This window comes from Stenotrophomonas sp. YJH_SMC_131, from assembly GCF_059367975.1.
This window is the reverse complement of the sequence record NZ_JCAFRJ010000001.1, coordinates 62,608-83,168: the sequence shown is the minus strand read 5'-3', so window position 1 is coordinate 83,168 and position 20,561 is coordinate 62,608. Positions and strand designations below refer to the sequence as shown.

General features: G+C 66.7%; 17 protein-coding genes. 12 read left to right on the top strand and 5 right to left on the bottom strand.

Going from position 1 to position 20,561, the window contains the following annotated elements; genetic code table 11:
* Positions 1 to 15 precede the first annotated feature (15 nt).
* The 5 genes from AC5P56_RS00370 to AC5P56_RS00350 are packed head-to-tail and all read left to right on the top strand — an operon-like array spanning position 16 to position 2,971.
* Complete coding sequence (locus tag AC5P56_RS00370; RefSeq protein WP_075076023.1) at positions 16 to 603, top strand: biliverdin-producing heme oxygenase; 588 nt, start codon at positions 16 to 18, stop codon at positions 601 to 603.
* A gap of 31 nt (positions 604 to 634) precedes the next feature.
* Positions 635 to 1,102 carry a YbaN family protein gene (locus AC5P56_RS00365; protein ID WP_169412120.1) on the top strand — a complete coding sequence of 156 codons (468 nt, stop codon included), beginning with the start codon at positions 635 to 637 and terminating at the stop codon, positions 1,100 to 1,102.
* On the top strand, positions 1,089 to 1,817 hold the full coding sequence (gene exbB / locus AC5P56_RS00360; protein ID WP_014648318.1) for a tonB-system energizer ExbB: 729 nt from the start codon (positions 1,089 to 1,091) through the stop codon (positions 1,815 to 1,817). The genes AC5P56_RS00365 and exbB overlap by 14 nt, the downstream gene beginning before the upstream one ends.
* Before the next feature lie 9 nt (positions 1,818 to 1,826).
* Positions 1,827 to 2,252 carry a TonB system transport protein ExbD gene (exbD, locus tag AC5P56_RS00355; RefSeq protein ID WP_197606365.1) on the top strand — a complete coding sequence of 142 codons (426 nt, stop codon included), beginning with the start codon at positions 1,827 to 1,829 and terminating at the stop codon, positions 2,250 to 2,252.
* Positions 2,249 to 2,971 (top strand): energy transducer TonB, encoded by a 723-nt coding sequence (locus AC5P56_RS00350; RefSeq protein ID WP_046432361.1) that lies wholly within the window; start codon positions 2,249 to 2,251, stop codon positions 2,969 to 2,971. The genes exbD and AC5P56_RS00350 overlap by 4 nt, the downstream gene beginning before the upstream one ends.
* A gap of 78 nt (positions 2,972 to 3,049) precedes the next feature.
* On the opposite strand, the gene AC5P56_RS00345 is transcribed toward AC5P56_RS00350, so the two are convergent.
* The gene (locus AC5P56_RS00345; RefSeq protein WP_032956016.1) at positions 3,050 to 5,077 is read right to left on the bottom strand and encodes a sodium-translocating pyrophosphatase; all 2,028 of its coding nucleotides are present in this window, start codon (positions 5,075 to 5,077) and stop codon (positions 3,050 to 3,052) included.
* Between the two features lie 355 nt (positions 5,078 to 5,432).
* Between AC5P56_RS00345 and AC5P56_RS00340 the strand changes: the two genes are divergently transcribed.
* Positions 5,433 to 5,936, top strand: coding sequence for a hypothetical protein (locus AC5P56_RS00340; protein ID WP_014648314.1), 504 nt, complete (start codon positions 5,433 to 5,435; stop codon positions 5,934 to 5,936).
* A 74-nt stretch (positions 5,937 to 6,010) separates the two neighbouring features.
* On the opposite strand, the gene AC5P56_RS00335 is transcribed toward AC5P56_RS00340, so the two are convergent.
* From AC5P56_RS00335 to AC5P56_RS00325, 3 genes are all read right to left on the bottom strand, one after another.
* The gene (locus tag AC5P56_RS00335) at positions 6,011 to 6,400 is read right to left on the bottom strand and encodes a DUF488 domain-containing protein (RefSeq protein ID WP_014648313.1); all 390 of its coding nucleotides are present in this window, start codon (positions 6,398 to 6,400) and stop codon (positions 6,011 to 6,013) included.
* 120 nt (positions 6,401 to 6,520) lie between these two features.
* On the bottom strand, positions 6,521 to 7,315 hold the full coding sequence (locus AC5P56_RS00330; protein ID WP_046432358.1) for a hypothetical protein: 795 nt from the start codon (positions 7,313 to 7,315) through the stop codon (positions 6,521 to 6,523).
* Between the two features lie 165 nt (positions 7,316 to 7,480).
* Positions 7,481 to 8,737 (bottom strand): 6-phosphofructokinase, encoded by a 1,257-nt coding sequence (locus AC5P56_RS00325; protein WP_134809255.1) that lies wholly within the window; start codon positions 8,735 to 8,737, stop codon positions 7,481 to 7,483.
* A gap of 137 nt (positions 8,738 to 8,874) precedes the next feature.
* Here AC5P56_RS00325 and AC5P56_RS00320 point away from each other — a divergent pair, with 137 nt between their 5' ends.
* The 3 genes from AC5P56_RS00320 (at position 8,875) to AC5P56_RS00310 (ending at position 11,709) form a co-directional block, all read left to right on the top strand.
* Positions 8,875 to 9,438: an adenylate kinase gene (locus AC5P56_RS00320; RefSeq protein ID WP_032956019.1), complete on the top strand. Its 564-nt coding sequence runs from the start codon at positions 8,875 to 8,877 to the stop codon at positions 9,436 to 9,438.
* A 331-nt stretch (positions 9,439 to 9,769) separates the two neighbouring features.
* Positions 9,770 to 11,134, top strand: a complete 1,365-nt coding sequence (mpl, locus tag AC5P56_RS00315) for a UDP-N-acetylmuramate:L-alanyl-gamma-D-glutamyl-meso-diaminopimelate ligase (RefSeq protein WP_014648310.1) — start codon at positions 9,770 to 9,772, stop codon at positions 11,132 to 11,134.
* Positions 11,131 to 11,709 (top strand): LON peptidase substrate-binding domain-containing protein, encoded by a 579-nt coding sequence (locus AC5P56_RS00310; RefSeq protein WP_032956024.1) that lies wholly within the window; start codon positions 11,131 to 11,133, stop codon positions 11,707 to 11,709. Before mpl ends, AC5P56_RS00310 begins: the two co-directional genes overlap by 4 nt.
* 185 nt (positions 11,710 to 11,894) lie before the next feature.
* Here the strand turns inward: AC5P56_RS00310 and AC5P56_RS00305 are convergent, their stop codons facing one another.
* On the bottom strand, positions 11,895 to 13,892 hold the full coding sequence (locus tag AC5P56_RS00305) for a bifunctional DedA family/phosphatase PAP2 family protein (RefSeq protein WP_046432354.1): 1,998 nt from the start codon (positions 13,890 to 13,892) through the stop codon (positions 11,895 to 11,897).
* 85 nt (positions 13,893 to 13,977) lie between these two features.
* Here AC5P56_RS00305 and AC5P56_RS00300 point away from each other — a divergent pair, with 85 nt between their 5' ends.
* From AC5P56_RS00300 to AC5P56_RS00290, 3 genes are all read left to right on the top strand, one after another.
* Positions 13,978 to 14,640, top strand: coding sequence for a serine/threonine-protein kinase (locus tag AC5P56_RS00300; RefSeq protein ID WP_014648307.1), 663 nt, complete (start codon positions 13,978 to 13,980; stop codon positions 14,638 to 14,640).
* Entirely contained in the window at positions 14,637 to 15,143 is a 507-nt protein-coding gene (locus tag AC5P56_RS00295; RefSeq protein WP_041863783.1) for a DUF2867 domain-containing protein, read from the top strand. The genes AC5P56_RS00300 and AC5P56_RS00295 overlap by 4 nt, the downstream gene beginning before the upstream one ends.
* Before the next feature lie 183 nt (positions 15,144 to 15,326).
* On the top strand, positions 15,327 to 20,561 hold the full coding sequence (locus AC5P56_RS00290; RefSeq protein ID WP_495231381.1) for an RHS repeat protein: 5,235 nt from the start codon (positions 15,327 to 15,329) through the stop codon (positions 20,559 to 20,561).

The window sequence follows — 20,561 nt, the reverse complement described above, 5'->3', positions numbered from 1 at the left end:
CCCTTGGCATCCCCCATGAACGCACACATCGCCCCTGAAGACAGCCGCAGCCTGCGGCTCAAGGCCGCCACCCGCGACAGCCATGGCGCCCTGGACAAGCGCATCATGGCCGGTGACATCTTCGCTGACCGCAGCAACTTCGCCCGGTTCCTGCGCGTGCAGTATCGCTTCCATCGCAGCATCGATGCGCTGTATGCCAACCCTGCGCTGGACGCACTGCTGCCGGACCTGGGCGAGCGCCGCCGCCTGGCCCAGGTGGCGCGCGACCTGCAGGATCTGGAGCAGACGCTGCCCGGGGCCGACATCGCGGCGTTGCCGTCCGATCTGGAACTGCCCGCCGCGTTGGGGTGGCTGTATGTGGCCGAAGGGTCCAACCTGGGCGGCACCGTGCTGTACAAGATGGCCGCCAGGCTCGGCCTGGATCGTGATTTCGGCGCCCGCCACCTGGCCGCGCATCCGGATGGCGCGGCGCGCCACTGGCGCGAGTTCACCGCTGCGCTGGACGCGGTACCGCTGAGTGCCAGGCAGGAGCAGCAGGTGATCGATGCGGCCGACGCCGCGTTCCGCAGCGTGCACGGCCACGTCGAAGTGGAATTCGCCTGATGCCTGGTGCCCGCCTGCGGATGCAGCGCTGATGCGTTGGCTCTGGTTCGCGCTGGGATGGTTGATGGTCGGCCTCGGGGTGATCGGCGCGTTGCTGCCGGTGATGCCGACCACCATCTTCCTGATCCTCGCCGTGGGCTGCTTCGCACGCAGCTCGCCGAAGTTCGAGCGGCGCCTGCTGGCGCATCCGCGCTACGGCCCGTCACTGCGGCTGTGGCGTGAGCAGGGTGCGGTGTCGCGCAAGGGCAAGGCATTCGCCAGTGCCGGCATGGCCGTCGGTTTTGCGCTGTTCTGCTGGGGAGCGCACCCGTCGTGGCGCCTGCTGCTGGGCGTGGGCCTGTTCTTCGCGGTCAGCGCCGGCTACGTGCTCAGCCGACCCGCGCCGCGGCTGCAGCCCCATCCGGTCGTGGAAGTGGACGACGCCAATGATCCGCGTGCGACCCGCCGTCGCGCAGCGACCCCTGATGCTGATGGAAACCGAGACGATGCTGCCTGCTGACCTGGCCCCTGTGGCCGCCCCCGCATTGACCCCGTGGGGCATGTACCTGGCCGCCGACGTAGTGGTGAAGGCCGTGATGATCGCGCTGGCACTGGCGTCGCTGGCCACCTGGACCGTGCTGCTGGCCAAGGGCTGGGAGCTGGCGCGGCAGGCCCGGCAGCTGCGTGCGGCACGCGCGCTGTTGCTGCAGTCCGCACAGCTGCCGACGCAGAGCGAAGAAGCGACCCTGCAACAGGGCGCTGCACTGACGATGCTGGACGCTGCACGCACCGAACTGCGCCTGTCGCAGGAGCTGGACAGCCACGACGGCATCAAGGAGCGCGTCGCCTCGCGCCTGGAACGCATCGAGCTGGAAACCGCGCGCGTGCAGCGGCGCGGTATCGGCGCGCTCGCCAGCATCGGCGCGGTGGCGCCGTTCGTCGGCCTGTTCGGTACGGTGTGGGGGATCATGAACAGTTTCATCGGCATCGCCCACAGCAACACCACCAGCCTGGCGGTGGTTGCGCCCGGCATCGCCGAGGCCCTGTTGGCGACAGCGCTCGGCCTGGTCGCGGCGATTCCCGCGGTGCTGGTCTACAACCATTTCAGCCGCGTGCTGGCCGGCCTGCGGGGGCTGCTCGGCGATCTGTCGGCCGCCGTGCAGCAGCTGGTGTCGCGCGATCTTGATCGTGCCGTCCCGCGTGCCGCTGCGGCGCCGCTGCGCGCGGTGCACTGAGGCGCGACGATGGCGATCAGGACCGCGTCCGACCGCGACGATGCCCCCGAAGAAGCGCACGAGATCAATGTCACGCCCTTCATCGACGTGATGCTGGTGCTGTTGATCATCTTCATGGTGGCCGCACCGCTGGCCACGGTGTCGGTGCCGGTGCAGCTGCCGGCCAGCAGCGCCAGTGCCACGCCGCCCGAACAGGCGCCGGTGTATGTGATTGTGCAGGCCGATCTGTCGCTTCGCGTTGGCGAACAGGCCGTAGCGCGCGACGGGCTGGCGGCTGCATTGCAGGCGGCCACCCACAGTGACACCGCGCAGCGTATCTTCCTGCGCGCCGATACCCACGTGCCCTACGGCGAACTGATGGCCACGCTGGATGCATTGCGTGCGGCCGGTTACCTGAAGGTGGCACTGGTCGGCCTGGAGCAGCGCACGCAATGAGCGGACTGCGGCGCTGGGCGACCAGCCTGGCGATCGTACTGCTGGTGCACGCGCTGTTGATCGGCGCGGCCTGCTGGTGGGTGGCGCGCGCACCGGTGCAGGCTGCAACCGCTCCCCCGGCAGCGCTGACGCTGGAGCTGGCGCCGATGGCGCAGGCACCGCCGGCGCCGCCGCGCGAGGTCGCCACCGGGCCGCTGCAGCAGCAACAGCAGCGGCAGCAGGCGCCAGCGCCAGCCGTGCGTGAGCAACCCAAGGCACCCGTGCAGCCGCAGGGTGAGCTGCCTCCGCCAGAAGCGCCGGAACCAGCGCCCGCGCCGGACAGCGCCGATGCCAACGTCGCGCAGACCAGCGCACCGCCGCAGGTGGCCGCCGACGCTGCCGCACGCTACACCGCGCCGCAGACCACGGCGGGTGAGCGCAGTCGTGCCGAGGCGACCTGGGAAGGACGCCTGCTCGGGCACCTGCAGCAGCACCGGCGCTATCCACGCCAGGCCGAGCGGCTGCGCCAGCAGGGCGTGGTCTACGTGCGCTTTGCCGTGGCCCGCGATGGCGCGGTCTCGGGGTTGAAACTGGGCCGCAGCAGTGGCTTCGCGCTGCTCGACCAGGAGACGCTGGACACCGTGCAGCGGGCCAGCCCGCTGCCGGCGCCGCCGGCCGAAATGGCCGGCGACCCGGTGGAAGTGATGGTGCCGGTGTCGTTCTTCCTGCGTGGGCGGTGATTGACGGTGGGGTCGGATCCCTTTCCGCAGGAAAGGGCTCTGACCCCATCGAGGCCGTCATCCACCCATGGCGCGGATCTACAGCAGCGGCACCAGCAGCAGCGCCACGATGTTGATGATCTTGATCAGCGGATTGATCGCCGGGCCGGCGGTGTCCTTGTACGGGTCACCGACGGTATCGCCGGTCACCGCGGCCTTGTGCGCCTCGCTGCCCTTGCCGCCGAAGTGGCCGTCCTCGATGTACTTCTTGGCGTTGTCCCAGGCACCGCCGCCGGTGGTCATCGAAATGGCCACGAACAGGCCGGTCACGATGGTGCCGATCAGCAGGCCGCCCAGCGCGCGTGGCCCCAGCAGCAAGCCGACCACCACCGGCACCGCCACCGGCAGCAATGACGGCACGATCATTTCGCGGATCGCCGAGCGGGTCAGCATGTCCACCGCCTTGTCGTACTGGGGCTTGCCGGTGCCCTGCATGATGCCGGGGATCTCGCGGAACTGGCGGCGCACTTCCTCCACCACCGCACCGGCGGCGCGGCCGACCGCTTCCATCGCCATCGCACCGAACAGGTAGGGAATCAGGCCGCCGATCAGCAGGCCGATGATCACCGTGTGGTCGCTGAGATCGAAGCGGAACTCCTGGCCGGGATTGGCCGCCTGCAGGTTGTGGGTGTAGTCGGCGAACAGCACCAGTGCGGCCAGCGCCGCCGATCCGATCGCATAGCCCTTGGTCACTGCCTTGGTGGTGTTGCCCACTGCATCCAGCGGATCGGTGATGTCGCGGATCTCCGAGGGCAGCTCGGCCATTTCGGCGATGCCACCGGCGTTGTCGGTGATCGGGCCGTAGGCATCGAGGGCGACAATCATGCCGGCCATCGACAGCATCGCAGTAGCGGCGATGGCGATGCCGTACAGGCCGCCCAGCGCGAAGGCTCCCCAGATCGCCGCACACACCGCCACCACCGGCAGCGCGGTGGACTTCATCGAAATGCCTAGGCCGGCGATGATGTTGGTGCCATGGCCGGTGGTCGAGGCCTGCGCCACGTGCTGCACCGGCTTGTACTGGGTGCCGGTGTAGTACTCGGTGATCCACACGATCAGCCCGGTCAGCACCAACCCGATCAACGCGCAGCCATACAGCGCCATCGGCCCATGCACGTTGTCGGACATCAGCCCGGTGGTGATCGGATAGAACGCAATCGCCGCCAGCACGCCGGAGACGATCACGCCCTTGTACAGCGCACCCATGATCGAGCCGCCCGGCTTCACCTTGACGAACAGCGCACCGATGATCGAGGCGATGATCGATACGCCGCCCAGCACCAGCGGGTAGAGCACCGCGTTGGCGCCGGCCTCGGCCAGCATCAGGCTGCCCAGCAGCATGGTGGCGATCACGGTCACCGCGTAGGTCTCGAACAGGTCGGCGGCCATGCCGGCGCAGTCACCGACGTTGTCACCGACGTTGTCGGCGATCACCGCCGGGTTGCGCGGATCATCTTCGGGAATACCGGCTTCGACCTTGCCGACCAGGTCGGCGCCGACGTCGGCTCCTTTGGTGAAGATGCCGCCGCCCAACCGCGCGAAGATCGAGATCAGCGACGAACCGAACGCCAGCCCGACCAGCGCGTGCAGCGCCTGCTCCATCGGCAGGCCCATGCGCAGCAGCAGTGCGTAGTAGCCTGCCACGCCCAGCAGGCCCAGCCCGACCACCAGCATGCCGGTGATCGCGCCGCCGCGGAAGGCGACGTCCATCGCCGCGCTGATGCCCTGGCGCGCCGCCTCCGCGGTGCGCACGTTGGCGCGCACCGACACGTTCATGCCGATGTAGCCGGCGGCGCCGGACAGCACCGCACCGACCGCGAAACCAATCGCGGTGTACCAGCTGAGGAACACCCCGACCAGCACGAACAGCACCACGCCGGCGATGCCGATGGTCAGGTACTGACGGTTGAGGTAGGCACGCGCACCTTCCTGGATCGCGGTGGCGATCGCAACCATGCGCTCATTGCCGGTGGGTTGGCGCAGGATCCAGCGCGCCGAGACGATTCCGAACAGGATCGCGAGAATGGCGCAGCCCAGCGCCAGTGACAGCCCGTGACGTTCCAGCATTAGACCCCTCCGCAGAATGGATGTAGGCATCCAGTGGCGATGAACGGCACCACGAGGGGGACGACGGGCTGCAGCCTGGAACCAACCCGTACCGACCTTGGTGGTCGTCCGACGTATGGCGGTGTTCAGCATTCCCTGGTGCCCGCAGTATGCGTGCCGCTCTTTGTAGAGTCGAGCCATGCTCGACTGGCCCGTGGGAGCCGCGCCGCATGACCCGTGGGCGCCCTGCCAATGAACGCGTCGACATGCGCGCGGACCCGCCGCCAGGCAAGGGCATGATTTGCGAGCCACCGGCCTTTGCACCCCGTTAAGCCAGCCTCTGCAAGCCTGCGCGGAGTCCCGATGGAGATCCCTCATGCGCCTGTCCCTGTTGATGCTCGCCGCCCTGGCCCCGGCCGTGCCGGCACTCGCTGCGGAAACCCCGGAGCTGCAGCGTGCCGTGGGCGCACCCCAGGCGGTGGGCGCGGTGCATACGCTGCGGCAGATTCCCGAGGCCTGCGCACGCCTGGAAGGTGCGTTCACCGGCGATGCCGCCGCCCCGTACCGCTTCTCCGCCGTGCGTACCAGCGAGCAGTGCCAGCCACGTGCGCGCTTCGTCGACTACACCAAGGCACAGCCGAGTGCCGACAAGGGCTGGAAGCTCAACGATGTGATCCGCGTGCCCAACGCGGCATGCCCGGCGCAGCAGGCGGTGGTGCGGGTGTGGCGCCTGCCGTCGAGCAACAAGGTCGAGCTGGATGGGCAGGGCCAGTCGCGCATCTATCTGGAAGAGGCCAAGAAGCAGGCGGCAGCCGGCCAGATTCCGCAGGTGACGATGTTCGCCGCGCAGCTGCAGATGGAAGGCAAGGCCTGCAATTGAGATGATGCGTGCGCTGCGCCCACGCAGTCGTCCACGGGTGGTAGTGCCGGCCGCTGGCCGGCATCCGGCTGATCTCACTCCGCCAGCGTCGCCCCGCGCGCCACCAGCAGCTCGCGCAACGCCCTGCGATGGCAATGCGCTTCGTCCTCGCAGTAGCAGCCCACGCTGAGGTCGCTGTGCTGCGACATCGCGGCCAGCAGGTCCAGCGCGTGCGCGGCATCGGGCGCTTTCATCTCGGCCTTGTAGTGGCGGAAGAACGCAGTCCAGTCGGCGGCGGTCTTCGCCTCATGGGCCTGTTTCACCAGCTCCGCGCTGGGTGACAGAGTCGGGAACCAGACGTCGTACCAGTCCCGTTTCGCGAATTCGCTGCGGGGCACGCCGCGCGGTGGTCGCCGCACGGTGCCGATGCGCAGGCCCTCACCGGGTTGGCGCGGGCTGCCGAGACGAACAACACGCAGTGCCATGATGACCTCCAGGCGGGGCGTCCATCATCCTGCGATGCACGTGCGCCAGGCGTGAACCGCTGGGGAAACGAAAAGGCCCGGGCGCCTGCGCACCCGGGCCTTTTCCCATGCCGGCAGCGGTCAGTTGCCGCGGCAGTCCTTCAGCCACAACACCCGACCGATCTGGTCGTAGCTGTCGACCACGCCGGTCAGCGTTACTTTCTCGCGCGGGCGCAGGGCCAGCGCATACGCGGCCTGGTTGGCTGCGAACGAGCAGGAAATGGCCACACGCTCAAAATCGATGCTGCCATCGCTGGGCAGGTCGAAGCTGGTGTTGTAGGTGCCGCCACTGCGCAGCACGGTGGTGATGCGACCGGTGATGGCGTAGGTCTTGCCCTTGTAGCGCGGCTCGACCGCGGCCGGGTTGTCCTTGTTCTGGTTGCGCAGCTGGAAGCCGAAGCGGTCGGCGGCAATGGTCACCACCGAGGCCTGCGGAGTGGCCTTGGCCGCCTGTTCGCCCGCCTTGCCTGGCTTGATCTGGTTGAGCAGCTTGCACATTTCTTCGCGCACGCCGTCGGCCGGGGCGATGGCGCCCTTGTTGACCTTCACCACCATGCCGACGGTGCCCTGGCCGCCTTCGGAGGTGGCACTGATGATCATCGGAATCGGCTTGTGGGCCATGGATTCCGGCTCTTCGATCAGCATCGAGCCGCCTTCCACGTCCTCGCTGAGGACGTCCATGTTGGCGTTCTTGGCGATCACCCGCATCTGGCCGATGGCGCTGGCCACGGTCAGGTCCGGATGGGTGACCGATGAAGTGAAGGTAGTGCCGACGAAGGGATTGCCCTTCTTCTGGAAGTTGCTTTCGCAGGTCGCAGCGAAGGCCGGCGCGGCAGCACCGCACAGCAGCGCGGCGATCAGGATCGGGTGCTTCATGGTTACAGTCCTTGTGGAATGGCAGCACGGGCCCGGGCCTTGAGGGCCGGGCAGCGTCGAATCTGGCTTGCAGCGGCCCCTTTGCCCCGGGCCGGAGCCCGATTGTGGGGCGCTTCGGCGGCCGCCGCAATGCGCCCTGTGCGCCGCACAGGACGCAGGCACACTTCAGCCCTCGAAGGCCGGCAGCTTCTGCTTCACCGCCACGTTCTTCAGTGTCACGTACTTCGGCAGGCCGTCGGTGCCATAGGGAAGCGGCGCTTCGCCCTTGATCAGCGGCGACAGGTAGGCGCGCGCCTTGGCGGTGATGCCGAAGCCATCGCGGCGGATGAAGCCGGCTGGCATCTTCTTCTCGTGGTTGGCGATCTTCGACAGCGGGGCCGCTTCGATCTTCCAGCGATAGGGCGCATCGCTGCTGCGCACGATCACCGGCATCACGCCGTTCTGGCCCTTCAGTGCCAGCTGCACGGCGGCCTTGCCGACCGCCTGTGCCTGCTCCCAGTCGGTCCTGCTGGCCAGGTGGCGGGCCGAGCGCTGCAGGTAGTCGGGCAGCGCCCAGTGCACCTTCAGGCCCAGCTGGTCCTTGACCCGTGCAGCAAGGTGCGCCGCCACGCCGCCCAGCTGCGAGTGACCGAACGAGTCCTTGCCGCCGCCTGCGTCGGCGACGAAGCGGCCATCTGCGGTCGCGATACCTTCCGACGCCACCACCACGCAGTAGCCGACGCGCTCGACCACGGCCTTCACCTTGGCCAGGAATGCAGCCTCGTCGTAGGCGCGCTCGGGCAGCAGGATGATGTGCGGTGCGTCGTCATCACCGTTGCCAGCCAGACCGGCGGCCGCGGCCAGCCAGCCGGCGTGGCGGCCCATCGCCTCGTAGATGAAGACGCGGGTGGAGGTCTCGGCCATCGCCGCAACGTCCAGCGCCGCCTCGCGCACCGAGACGGCGGTGTACTTGGCCGCCGAGCCGAAGCCGGGGCAGGTGTCGGTCACCGCCAGATCGTTGTCGATGGTCTTGGGCACGCCAATGCAGGTCAGGTCGTAGCCGGAGGCCTTGGCCAGCTGCGAGACCTTCAGCGCGGTATCGGCCGAGTCGTTGCCGCCGTTGTAGAGGAACCAGCGCACGTCGTGCGCGCGCAGCACCTCCAGCAGGCGGTCGTAGCGGGCGCGGTCGGCGTCCAGCGATTTCAGCTTGACCCGGCACGAGCCGAAGGCACCGCCCGGGGTATGGGCCAGCGCGCGGATGGCCGCGGCACTCTCCTTGCTGGTGTCGATCAGCTCCTCGCGCAGGGCGCCGAGGATGCCGTTGCGGGCGGCCAGGACCTTGATGCCCTTGGCCCGCGCCTGCTCGATCACCGCCGCCGCCGTGGCGTTGATGACGGCGGTGACACCGCCGGACTGGGCATAAAGGAGAGTACCGTTGCGCATGCTTCTACCTGCTCGGGGGAGGGGACATTGCAGGGACATTACCCGGATGCGGTAAAGTGGCGCTATTGCGGTGCAGCGATACCGGACCGTCCGGGACGCGAACCTTCTTTGTTTTCAACACGTTGGAGTCAGGTCAAATGCGATTGGTTCTGTTGGGACCGCCCGGTTCGGGCAAGGGGACACAGGCGACGCGCCTGAAGGAAAAGCTGGGCATCGCCCACATTTCGACCGGTGACATGCTGCGCGCGGAAATCGCCGCCGGCACCGAGCTGGGCAAGCAGGCCAAGACGGTGATGGATGCCGGCAACCTGGTGTCGGACGACATCCTGCTGGGCATGCTGGAGTCGCGCCTGACCCAGGCTGATGTCGCCAAGGGCTTCATCCTCGATGGCTACCCGCGCAACGTGGCCCAGGCCAATGCGATGGACGGCCTGCTGGCCAAGATCGGCCAGCCGCTGGACGCCGTGGTGCAGCTGGACGTGGCCACCGAGCTGCTGGTGGATCGCATCGCCGGTCGTGCCAAGGAGCAGGGCCGCGCCGACGACAATCCGGAAGCGGTGCGCCAGCGCCTGCAGGTCTACAACGAGCAGACCGCCCCGGTGGTCGATTTCTACGCCGGCCGTGGCACCCTGGCCCGCGTCGATGGCGTCGGTGAGCTGGACGAGATCGAAGCCCGCATCCTGGCGGCAATCAAGGCCTGATCCGGCCGGGCCGGCGCGAATTGCCGGCTCCCCGGGCGCAAAAAAACACAGGCCTGGTCCGCGAGGATCAGGCCTGTGTCGTTTGACAGGCGCCAGCGAAGGGCTTGCTCAGGGCCCCGCAGCATGAGCTCCCTTGGGGATGGCCTCTTGGGGAGTAGGACCGGTTCGGGTACTGCGGCTGGCAGTTCGAATTGTGTCCGGGTTCACAGAACATCGCTATCGGGAATTCCCTGACAGCTGATTGGAGTTTTCTCACATCCCGTGTAGGGGTTGTCTTACCCGATAGCGGACATTGGCCCTATACAGCCGTCATCGGTCACAATCCTCGGTCATGAGCAGCGTACATATCCTTGCAATTGCCGGCACCTTCATGGGCGGCGTGGCCGCCCTGGCGCGGGAACTCGGGCATTCCGTCAGCGGCAGCGACCAGGCCATCTACCCGCCGATGTCGACCCAGCTCGAACAGCTGGGCATCACCCTGGACCAGGGCTACCGTGCCGACAGCGTGCCGGCCGGCACCGACGAGGTGGTGATCGGCAACGCGCTGTCGCGCGGCAATGCCGCCGTGGAAGCCGTGCTCGATGCCGGCCAGCGCTATATATCCGGCGCGCAGTGGCTGTCCGAGCAGGTGCTGCCGGGCCGCGACACGCTGGCCGTGGCCGGTACCCATGGCAAGACCACCACCACCACCATCCTCACCTGGCTGCTGGAAAGTGCAGGGCGCTCGCCCGGCTTCCTGATCGGCGGCGTCGCCGAGGATTTCGGGGTCTCCGCGCGCCTGGGCCAGGGCCGCGAGTTCGTGGTCGAAGCCGATGAGTACGACACGGCCTTCTTCGACAAGCGCAGCAAGTTCGTGCACTACCGGCCGCTGGTGGCCATCCTCAACAATCTTGAATACGACCACGCCGACATCTTCCCGGACGTGGCGGCGATCCAGCGCCAGTTCCACCACCTGGTGCGTACCGTGCCCGCACGTGGGCGGCTGATCGTCAACGGCGAGGATCAGCGCCTGGCCGAAGTGCTGGCGATGGGCTGCTGGACCCCGGTCGAGCGGTTTGGTTTCGATCCGTCGCTGGAGTGGCATGCCGAGCTGCTGGCCGCCGATGGCAGCGCGTTCCGCGTGCACCATCGTGGGCAGGCGCTGGGCGACGTGCAGTGGTCGCTGCTGGGCCGCCACAACGTGCTCAACGGGCTGGCCGCGCTGGCCGCTGCGCATGCAGTGGGCGTGGCGCCGGCCACGGTGATCCCGGCGCTGGCGCGCTTCCGCAGCGTCAAGCGCCGCATGGAAGTGATCGGCAGCCATGGCGGCATCACCGTCTACGACGATTTCGCCCATCACCCCACCGCGATCGCCACCACGCTGGAGGGCCTGCGTGCCAGGGTCGGCGATGCGCGCATCGTGGTTGCGATGGAACCGCGCAGCAACTCGATGCGGTTGGGCGCACATGCGCAGGCACTGGCACCGTCGCTGGCGCTGGCTGATGAAGTGGTGTTCCTGCATCGCCCGGAACTGGCCTGGGATGCCGCTGCGGTGATCGCTGCGGTACGTGGTGACGCCCACGCGGTGCCGGATACCGACGCATTGCTGGCGCAGCTGCAGTCCAGCGTGCGTAGCGGCGACCACGTGGTGTTCATGTCCAACGGTGGCTTCGACGGCGCCCCGCGCCGCTTCCTCGCCGCGTTGCAGGCCCGATGAGCGTCGACAGCCCGCTGCCGCTGTTTCCGCTGCACACCACGCTGGTGCCGGGTGCGGCGGTGGGCCTGCGTGTTTTCGAGCGCCGCTATCTGGACCTGGTCCGCGACAGCGGCCGCAGTGGTGAGGGGTTCGGTGTCTGCCTGATCCTCGATGGCGAGGAAGTCGGCGCACCGGCGACGCCGGCGGCCTACGGTGTGCAGGTGCGCATCGAAGACTTCGATGTCGGTGCCGATGGCGTGCTGCAGCTTCGCCTGCGCGGCACCCGCCGTTTCCATGTGGAGCGTACCCGCGTGCGCGACAACGGCCTGGTGGTGGCCGACGTGCGCTGGTGCGAGGAAGACCCGGACGACGAACTGCGACCACAGCACGCGCTGCTGGCCACGGTGCTGGGGCACATCATCGAACAGGCCGGCGAGGCTTATGCGCCGTCCAACCCGGCGTTGCTGGACCAGGCCAGCTGGGTCGGCTGGCGGCTGGCCGAGCTGTTGCCGCTGAGCGAGCAGCAGCGCCTGCAGCTGCTGCAGATGGACGACCCGCACCAGCGATTGCAGCAGTTGCTGGGCTGGATGCCGTAGCAGCCTGCCTTGGGTGGGTGTGCACCTTGGTGCACACGCTGGGGCATGCGTGGAATGCCATCCACGCACGGCGTGGATCTACTGATCTACTGTAGAGCCGAGCCTATGCTCGGCTTGATGGTTCCCGCGAAGAGCAGCCGAGCATGGGCTCGGCTCTACAGTGGGTGATCGCGCACCGGTGCCGGTCAGGGCGCCGTGGTCTTCAACCGCAGCACCGGCAACCCGGTTTCGCTGTGCACATCCTCGCGCTGCGGCAGGTCCTGCACGGCGTCCTTCACTGCGTTGAGCGCCGGGTCGACGCCACGCAGCGGGTGCCACATGCCGATCCACTCGAAATGACGCTCGTAGCGCAGGGTCTGCGCACTGCCCAGCCATAGCGGCGTATTGCCCGGTTGCAACTGCGCAGGGGCTGGCCACAGGCGCAGTACGTAGCGCTCATCGCGGTGTGTACCCGGGCGCACCATCAACAGCGCTTCCACGCGCGTGTCCAGCGTGGCTGGCAGCACCGGCAGTTCGTCGGCACCCGTGTTCTTGTCCAGCATCAGCAGCGCCTCCTGCCAGCCGGCCTGTTCCTGCCGCTTCCAGCCGCGTGCTTCCAGCTGCGCCTGCAGCGGGGCCAGCGGGCCCGCCACCTGCACGTCCAGCGGCCAGCGCTGGTCGTCGTCGAACTCGTTGCGGCGCGCCGGCAGTGTCGCCCAGTCGTGCTGCCACCAGGCCTGCATGTCCATCGCCTGCGCCGCCGGCAGGGTCGGCTCGAAGCGTTCCAGCTTCACCGGAATGTGGCGCGGCGCGTACCACATCGCCGCCACGGCGAAGACACCGTAGAACAGCCACGCCACCGGCTTCACCCAGAACGAGCGGTTGAAGCGGCGGCGGTAGGCGATGCCCAGCACCAGCAGCCAGAACGTACCGAACAGCATGCCGCCGATCACATCGCTCAGCCAGTGCGCGCCCAGGTACAGGCGCGAGAAGCCGATCAGGCTGACCACGATGCCCGACACCAGGTACGGCCAGACACGGGTGCGGCCAGGCATCTCGCGGGCGATCAGCACCGCGAAGAAGCCGAAGGTGATGGTGGCCATGGTCACCGACACCGACGGGAAGCCAAAGCCACTGCTGGCATCGACCGGTCGCACCACATCCACCGTTGCGCCGAGCAGCATGGTCAACGCCAGGCCGAAGGCAAGCGCGGCCAGCCAGTGCGCGGCTGCCATCCAGCGGCGGCGCCAGATCAGGTAGCCCATCGCTGCAGCGGTGGCCGGCAACAACACCTGCCAGGCGCCCAGCGATGCCAGCGCGGCCATCGGGTAATCGGCCAGCGGATTGCGCAGCGCCAGCATGGCCTGGTGCACCAGCAGGTCGATCGCCAGCGGCTCGCCATGGGCGACCACCACGGTCAGCAGCGCGAACCAGCCCCAGCCCAGCACCAGCAGCATCAGCGCCAGCATCGCCAGCGGCACCGACTCGCGGCGCTTCGGGTCCAGCACACCGACGGTGTAGCGGCCCAGCGTCGGGTGTCGGTTGGACCAGTCCAGCAGCCGCGCCAGCCAGTTGTCCATGCGCGCGGCCGACCAGCGGTAGCCGTACAGCACGATGGCCCAGACCAGGCCGAGGATCACTGCCAGCAGGCCGACCACCACCACCAGGCGCCCTGCGACGGCGGCTACCGCGTCGTAGGCCTCGCCGAGCACCCAGCCCGGTGCCAGGAACAGCACCGCCCACGAAATGCTGGCGATGCCACTGGCCTGCATGTAGCGGCTGGCCGGCATTTTCATCATGCCGGCGATGGCCGGCACGAACGGCCGGATCGCGCCCACGTAGCGTGCTACCAGGATGCTCTTGAAAGCATTGCGGCGGAACAGGTTTTCGCCGCGGTCGAGCAGCTGCGGGTAACGGCTGAAGGGCCACACGCCACGCAGGCGGTCACCCCAGCGGCGCCCGATCCAGTAACTGATGCCATCACCGGCGAATGCGCCCAGTGCGGCTGCCGCCACCGCATACGGCCCGGAGATCTGGCCCAGCCCGATGAACACGCCCACCGCGAACAGCAGCGGCAGGGCCGGCACGATGGCGCCGAGAATGATCACCGCATCGCAGAAGGCGATGAGGAAGATAACGGCACCCGCCAGCACGGGGTGAGCGGCAATCCACGCGAGGGTGGCGTCGATCCATGAAGAGTCCATTGCCCGATTATAGGGGCGTGAAGGTGACTGGTTCCCAGCCGCTTGGTGACCGTTTGCAACGGGCGCCATCGCCTAGAATGGGCACATGCCGCATTCGTCAGACACGCCCTCGCACGCCCTGAAGGCCGACAGCTTCGGTCGCATCCTCCTTGTGGAAGGGCCGGCCGGCTCCTTTGTACGCCGTGATCTGGGCGCCACACCACTGTGGTTGCGGCTGCCGGCCTGGTGGCTGGCCCGCCGTGAAGCACGCGCACTGCGCCACATCCACGGCATGGCCGATGTGCCGCAGCTGCTGGCGTGGGATGGACGTCATCTCGACCGCAGCTTCATGGCCGGCGACGCCATGTACCAGCGTCCGCCTCGCGGTGACCTGGCCTGGTTCCGCGCCGCGCGTCGCCTGCTGCAGCAGCTGCATCGCAATGGCGTGGCCCACAACGATCTGGCCAAGGAAGCCAACTGGCTGGTCACCGACGATGGCCGCCCGGCGCTGATCGACTTCCAGCTGGCGGTGATCGGCAACCCGCGCTCGCGCTGGATGCGCCTGCTGGCCCGTGAGGACCTGCGCCACCTGCTCAAGCACAAGCGCATGTACTGCCGCGAGTCGCTCACCCCGGTGGAAAAGCGGGTGCTCAAGCGCACCTCCTGGGTGCGCGAGCTGTGGTTCGCCACCGGCAAGCCGGTCTACCGCTTCGTCACCCGCCGCATCCTGCATTGGGAAGACAACGAGGGGCAGGGGCCGAAGCCGTGAGCCGTACGCAGGTGGTGACCGGCCCGCCGAGTGCAGGCAGCATCCTGCGCCCACAGCTGGCTGGCGCCGACTTCGTGCACGCCTGCCAGGCGACGACCCGTCGTGATGGGCGCTCGGCCTTGCAGGCCTATCGCGACATGGCGGCGACCATTCCCGGCTGGTTCGATGGGCTGATGGCACTGCGCAATCGCGGCATGCGCCTGCTCGGCATGAAGCACCTGGGCTCGTTGCGTGCGGTACAGGACATCGCGCAGCCGCGTCCGGGGCAACGGCTGGGCATCTTCACCCTGCAGTCGCTGGATGACGATGCCATCGTGCTGGAAGACGACGACCGCCACCTGCGTGTGCAGCTGGCCCTGCAGTGGCAGGGCGATGTGCTGGAAGTGGCGACGGTGGTCCATACGCACAACGCGTTCGGGCGCGTGTACATGCTGCCGGTTGCACCCGTGCATCGGCTTATCGTGCCGCATCTGCTGAGGAAGCAGGTGCAGGCGTACCGGTAGATCCACGCCATGCGTGGGTGCATTAAGCAATTCAATGGTCGCGTGCAAGTGCCAGATGATTGCCGTTGACGACCCCTTCCATCTGTTCGCAGCGCTCGCCTAGAATCAGGAACGAGAGAGTCGCATGGAAGCAACGTCGCGCCGTCCTGGCGCGGCTACGCATGCGGACGCGAGGGGAAAATTGTGAAGCGAGTTGCTGCTTGGCAGTGCCGCGTTGCTACGGCACTGACGCTGTGCGTGGTCGCAGGTTCGGTCTCGGCAGTCGAGCCCTACCAGGAATACCGCAAGCTCATTGAGTCCGCCCAGAACCTGACGGCGCTGAAGGATGATCTTTTCGGCGAGAGCGTCAGCCTCTACAACGGCAAGACTGAGTTTGCCGTCACCGACGTCAGCCTGCCAGGCAACAACGCCCTGCCGGTGCAGATGCGGCGCCGGTTCAGTGTCGAGATGGACCTGGTCGGGAGTGGCAGCTTCAACGCCAGTCTCGATGGTGTGGGCGGCTGGGAGGTCGACACGCCGTACATCACCGGCATGTTCCCCGGCGCGAGCGCCTGGCTGAACAATCGTTGCAGTGGCGACATGGTGCCTCAGTGGCCCATTTCCTTCCGGCTCAACGAAGTCTGGCAGGGCAACATGATCCATGTCCCGGGTGGTGGTGATCGCACCATGTTGGGGGCCTGGAACAACACGCCGATGCCGACAGACGGCGTTGCACGCAAGTGGAGCACCTCGCATCGCGATGCCATCGACTGTATTCCAATGAAGTCGGGTCTGGCTGGCGAGGGCTATCGGGTCAGGACCACCTCGGGCGAGTCGTACTTCTTCGATACCGCGTTCACGCGCTTTGGCGGCACGCTGGAGCGCTCGGGCGGCGAAGGAGACAGGACCAAGATCGCTCGCACGCGCATCTACCTCATGGCCAGCCGTGTAGAGGACCGGTCGGGCAACTGGGTACAGTACGAGTACAACGGCAACGGTCACCCGACCCGGATCTGGTCCAGCGATGGCCGCGAGATCACGCTGGCCTACAGCGGCACGCTTCTGGTGTCGGTGACTGCCGCGGGCCGTACCTGGAACTATGGCTACGGTCAGGTCGAAGGCCAGAACCGCCTCACCGCAGTTACCCAGCCCGATGGAAGCACTTGGTCCTACGCCTACTCCAGCGCGCTGCGCGCCTGGGAGAAGGTGAACTGGGACGGCAACAGCAACGAGACCTGTCAGGAGCAGCCGCCGGAGCGTGACGGTACGCTGGTCATGACCATCAAGCATCCGTCCGGTGCGATGGGTGAGTTCCAGTTTTCGAATGGTCGCCAGTACCGCAGTGGCGTCCATGCCAGCGAGTGCATCCGCCGGATCGCACAGTCGGCGTACTACTACGAAATCGTCACCCCGTTTTTCTACGACGTAGTCTCGCTGAGAGCCAAGAAGATCTGGGGACCGGGCCTGCCGAAGGTGCTGCAGTGGAGCTATGACTATGGCAGCGGCTACGAGCCGCTCTGGGGCGGCGTGGGCGGTGCAGCCATCTACCCCTGCACGACCTGCAAGAAGGAAAAGCAGGTCACGATCTCAAATCCCGACGGAACCCGCACGGCCTACCGCTATGGCTCGCAGTACGCGCTGAATGAAGGGCGGCTGCTGGGTAGCAGCGTCATTGACGCGGCCGGGAATGTGGTCAAGAGCAGCACCTCGGTCTACATGACCGAAGACGAAGTGAAATCACAGCCATTCGCCCCGCTTCACGGGATGATCTACAGTGGCGACGAGCCGAGCACAGCTCAGGTGCGGCCGGTCGTGGCCGAGGCCATCCAGCAGGATGGCGTGACCTACCAGACCAGCATATTGTTGTTCGATGATCTGGCTCGCCCGTTGCGTGTCAATAGCGCCAGTCCTTTAGGCAGCCGCACCGATGCCACTCAGTATGCGGACGACCGAAGCAGATGGATTCTGGGCGCGATCGCGAAGGTCACCAACGAGAATACCGGCGTGGTGGTCGAGCAGACGACGTTCGATGGCCTGATGCGGCCCACGGAAGTGCGTTCGTATGGGTTGTTGAAGCAGGTACTGGGCTACAACCCTGACGGAACCGTGGCCATGGTGGATGACGGTCGTGGCAATCGCACTACGCTTTCCGGCTGGAAGCGCGGCACGCCACAGCAGATCCAGTTTGCCGACGGCGCTGTGCAGTCGGCGGTGGTGGACGACAATGGCTGGGTCAGCAGCGTTACCGATGAGAACGGTGCAACCACCCAGTACGGCTATGACGCAATGGGACGCATGGCCACCATCGACTGGCCGGCGGGCGACAGTGTGGCTTGGGCACGTACGACACAGAGTTTCACCGCCATCAACGGCGACGAGTACGGTATCGGAGCGGGTCATTGGCGGCAGACCGTCGCAACCGGAAACGCGCGGCGCAACGTCTATTTCGATGCCTTCTGGCGTCCGCTGCTGACTGAGGAATATGACGAGTCCTCGCGTGGCGTGACCCAGCGCTACCAGAGGTTTGCCTACGACGAAGCGGGTCGGCAGGTGTTCGCCTCGCACCCTGGCGAGTCTGCTGTGCTGAGTACAGGTACATGGACCGGCTACGACGCGCTGGGGCGACAGACCTCGGTGTCCGTCGACAGCGAGGCCGGTCTGCTGACATCGCTGACCAGTTATCTGGCGGGTGGCGGCTTGAAAGTGGTCGACCCCAAGGGCAATACGACGCTGACCACTTTCCAGGCGTTCGGTGCGCCGTCGACGGAATCCCCGGTGTCGATCATTCACCCGGCGGGCGCGTTCACCGATATCGATCGCGACATCTTCGGCAAGCCGCGCTCGATCGTGCGCCGCAACCAGGACGGCAGCGCCCGGATTGCCCGCAATTATGTGTATGACGGTCATCAGCAGCTCTGCAAGAGTGTGGAGCCGGAGACCGGCGCAACGCTGATGGGTTACGACGCAGCGGGCAATCTTGCCTGGAGCGCAGCTGGCCTGGACCTTTCCAGCACCACGGCATGCGACGCTGATGCTGGACCGGTTGCGGCCCGCAGGATCGTTCGTGGCTACGATGCGCGCAATCGGCTGTCGACACTTGCGTTCCCGGATGGGAATGGCAACCAGGGCTGGACGTATACAAGGGACGGCAAGCCGGCCACGGTGACCACGGCAAACGATGCGGGGACGACGCAGGCGATCAACACCTATACCTACAACAAGCGTGGGTTGTTGACGGCCGAAACCTCCAGTGACAGTACCCTCGGCATCCAGTCGCTGGGATATGCCTACAACGCCAATGGCGCACTTTCAGGCCTGACCTATCCGAGTGGGCGCTTCGTTGACTATGCGCCCAACGCGCTGGGCCAGCCGACCAAGGCGGGAGGCTACGCCTCAGGGGTGACTTACTACGCCAATGGGGGCATGAAGCAATTCACCTATGGCAATGGCATCGTGCACACGATGGCGCAGAACCAGCGCCAGTTGCCTACCCGGGTGGTCGACAGTGCCGGAGCGCTGGACACGACCTATGAGTACGACGCCAATGGCAACGTCGCGCGTATCGTCGACAATCTGGACGGGCAGCGCACGCGCACCATGGCCTACGACGGACTGGATCGTCTGATTCAGGCCACCTCGCCTTCGTTTGGCGGAGATGGCGTGTACCGCTACACCTACGATGCTGTGGACAACCTGCGTTCGGCCGCGCTGACCGGTGTCAAGGATCACGTCTATTGGTACGACACCCATAACCGGCTTACCAACGTACAGAACAGTGGAGGCGCCACCACTCTGGGCTTGAGCTACGACGCACAGGGCAACCTCTCCAGCCGCAACGGCGTCGGCTACAGCTTCGACTTCGGCAATCGCCTGCGCAGTGTGGCCAGCGCGGAGCGATACCGATACGACGCACATGGCCGGCGCATCCTGTCGGCGGGCGCCAATGACGGTGCCACCATTCGATCGCTGTACGGCAACGACGGTGTGCTGCGCCGGCAGGAAAATGCCCGGGAGGGCCGCAATACCGAGTACATCCACCTCAATGGCAGCCTGGTGGCGCAGGCCATCCAGGTCGTCGCGCCGGTTACGCCGGTCCTGACCGCGCCCGCGTTCAGCAACAACGGTGCCTATGCACTGCAGTGGACGGCGGTGTCTTACGCCAGCCGTTATGAACTGCGAGAGCAGGCAGCTGGCGGAGCTTGGGCCACGATCTACAACGGCGCCGAACGTAGCTGGAACACGTCCGCGAAGGCGGAAGGAACGTTTGGCTATGCTGTCCGCGCTTGCCAACAGGACAGCTGCAGTGGCTGGTCGGCGACGGCCAGTGTCGTGGTGCAGCGTCCTCCTGCGGCAAAGGCTGCTGTAAGCGCGCCCGCAACGGCATTCAATGGCAGCTACAGCATTACTTGGACGGAAGCGGCGGGCGCGGCAACCTATAGCCTGCAGGAGCAGGTGGGAGCGGGCGCCTGGCAGACGGTGCAGGAGAGCGCGGCGCGCAGTCTCGCGGTCTCCGGCAAGCCGGCCGGGACGTATGGGTACCGGGTCTTTGGCTGTAACCCAGCGGGCTGTGGTCCTGAATCAGATGTTGCCCGGACCCAGGTGATCTATCCGCCTGCAGCGGCACCTTCGCTCAACGTGCCGGGGCAGAGTCTCGATGGCAACTATACGATTGCGTGGAGCAGCGTCGACGGCGCATTGCGCTATGCACTGGAGGAGAGCTTCAACAATGGTGCATGGGCACAGGTTGCCTCACTGGCCAGCACCAGTCAGGCATTCGGTGGCAAGGGGACCGGCAACTATGCCTACCGCGTCCGGGCCGGCAACGATGCGGGGTGGGGCGGGTACTCGGCGACGAGTGTTGTTTCAGTGATCCGGCCACCGGCACCGCCCAGCCTGAGTGCGCCCGCAGGAACCTCGTCGGGCAGTGTCACGTTGAATTGGACGGGCGTTGCCATGGCGGCCAGCTACCTGCTGGATGAGAGTGTCAATGGCGGAACCTGGACGGCGGTCCAGAACGATGGTTCGACCCAGTCGCAGCGCAATGGTCTGGTGTTCGGCAACTACGCCTATCGCGTAAGGGCATGCAACATCTCTGGCTGCAGTGACTTCTCCAACACGGTGGTCGTCGCTTCCAATCCGCCCCCGGGTACGCCGCAGTTCATTCATTCCATCAAGTCGCAATGGAAGGAGGGGCGCGCCACCAAGATCTCCTGCGAGGTGAAGTGGACCAGCATGCCGGGTGCAACCAACTACGAGATGATGGCCTACGGCGGAAGGCTCGAGTATTCCGGTCCGGAGAGCTCAATCGAAGCCCAGGGCGCGGTCTACTGCGCGGAAGTACAGATTGTGCGCGCCTGCAATGCCAGCGGTTGTTCAGCCTGGTCCAACCCGTATCCGCAGAGCGTCGTGGATTACGGCGACCTGACCAACCCTTGGTGA

Bases quoted from the DNA above. Each gene is read 5' to 3' on its own strand.
- AC5P56_RS00370 (WP_075076023.1), top strand. From the start codon at position 16: ATGAACGCACACATCGCCCCTGAAGACAGCCGCAGCCTGCGGCTCAAG.
- AC5P56_RS00365 (WP_169412120.1), top strand. From the start codon at position 635: ATGCGTTGGCTCTGGTTCGCGCTGGGATGGTTGATGGTCGGCCTCGGG.
- exbB (WP_014648318.1), top strand. From the start codon at position 1,089: ATGCTGCCTGCTGACCTGGCCCCTGTGGCCGCCCCCGCATTGACCCCG.
- exbD (WP_197606365.1), top strand. From the start codon at position 1,827: ATGGCGATCAGGACCGCGTCCGACCGCGACGATGCCCCCGAAGAAGCG.
- AC5P56_RS00350 (WP_046432361.1), top strand. From the start codon at position 2,249: ATGAGCGGACTGCGGCGCTGGGCGACCAGCCTGGCGATCGTACTGCTG.
- AC5P56_RS00345 (WP_032956016.1), bottom strand. From the start codon at position 5,077: ATGCTGGAACGTCACGGGCTGTCACTGGCGCTGGGCTGCGCCATTCTC.
- AC5P56_RS00340 (WP_014648314.1), top strand. From the start codon at position 5,433: ATGCGCCTGTCCCTGTTGATGCTCGCCGCCCTGGCCCCGGCCGTGCCG.
- AC5P56_RS00335 (WP_014648313.1), bottom strand. From the start codon at position 6,400: ATGGCACTGCGTGTTGTTCGTCTCGGCAGCCCGCGCCAACCCGGTGAG.
- AC5P56_RS00330 (WP_046432358.1), bottom strand. From the start codon at position 7,315: ATGAAGCACCCGATCCTGATCGCCGCGCTGCTGTGCGGTGCTGCCGCG.
- AC5P56_RS00325 (WP_134809255.1), bottom strand. From the start codon at position 8,737: ATGCGCAACGGTACTCTCCTTTATGCCCAGTCCGGCGGTGTCACCGCC.
- AC5P56_RS00320 (WP_032956019.1), top strand. From the start codon at position 8,875: ATGCGATTGGTTCTGTTGGGACCGCCCGGTTCGGGCAAGGGGACACAG.
- mpl (WP_014648310.1), top strand. From the start codon at position 9,770: ATGAGCAGCGTACATATCCTTGCAATTGCCGGCACCTTCATGGGCGGC.
- AC5P56_RS00310 (WP_032956024.1), top strand. From the start codon at position 11,131: ATGAGCGTCGACAGCCCGCTGCCGCTGTTTCCGCTGCACACCACGCTG.
- AC5P56_RS00305 (WP_046432354.1), bottom strand. From the start codon at position 13,892: ATGGACTCTTCATGGATCGACGCCACCCTCGCGTGGATTGCCGCTCAC.
- AC5P56_RS00300 (WP_014648307.1), top strand. From the start codon at position 13,978: ATGCCGCATTCGTCAGACACGCCCTCGCACGCCCTGAAGGCCGACAGC.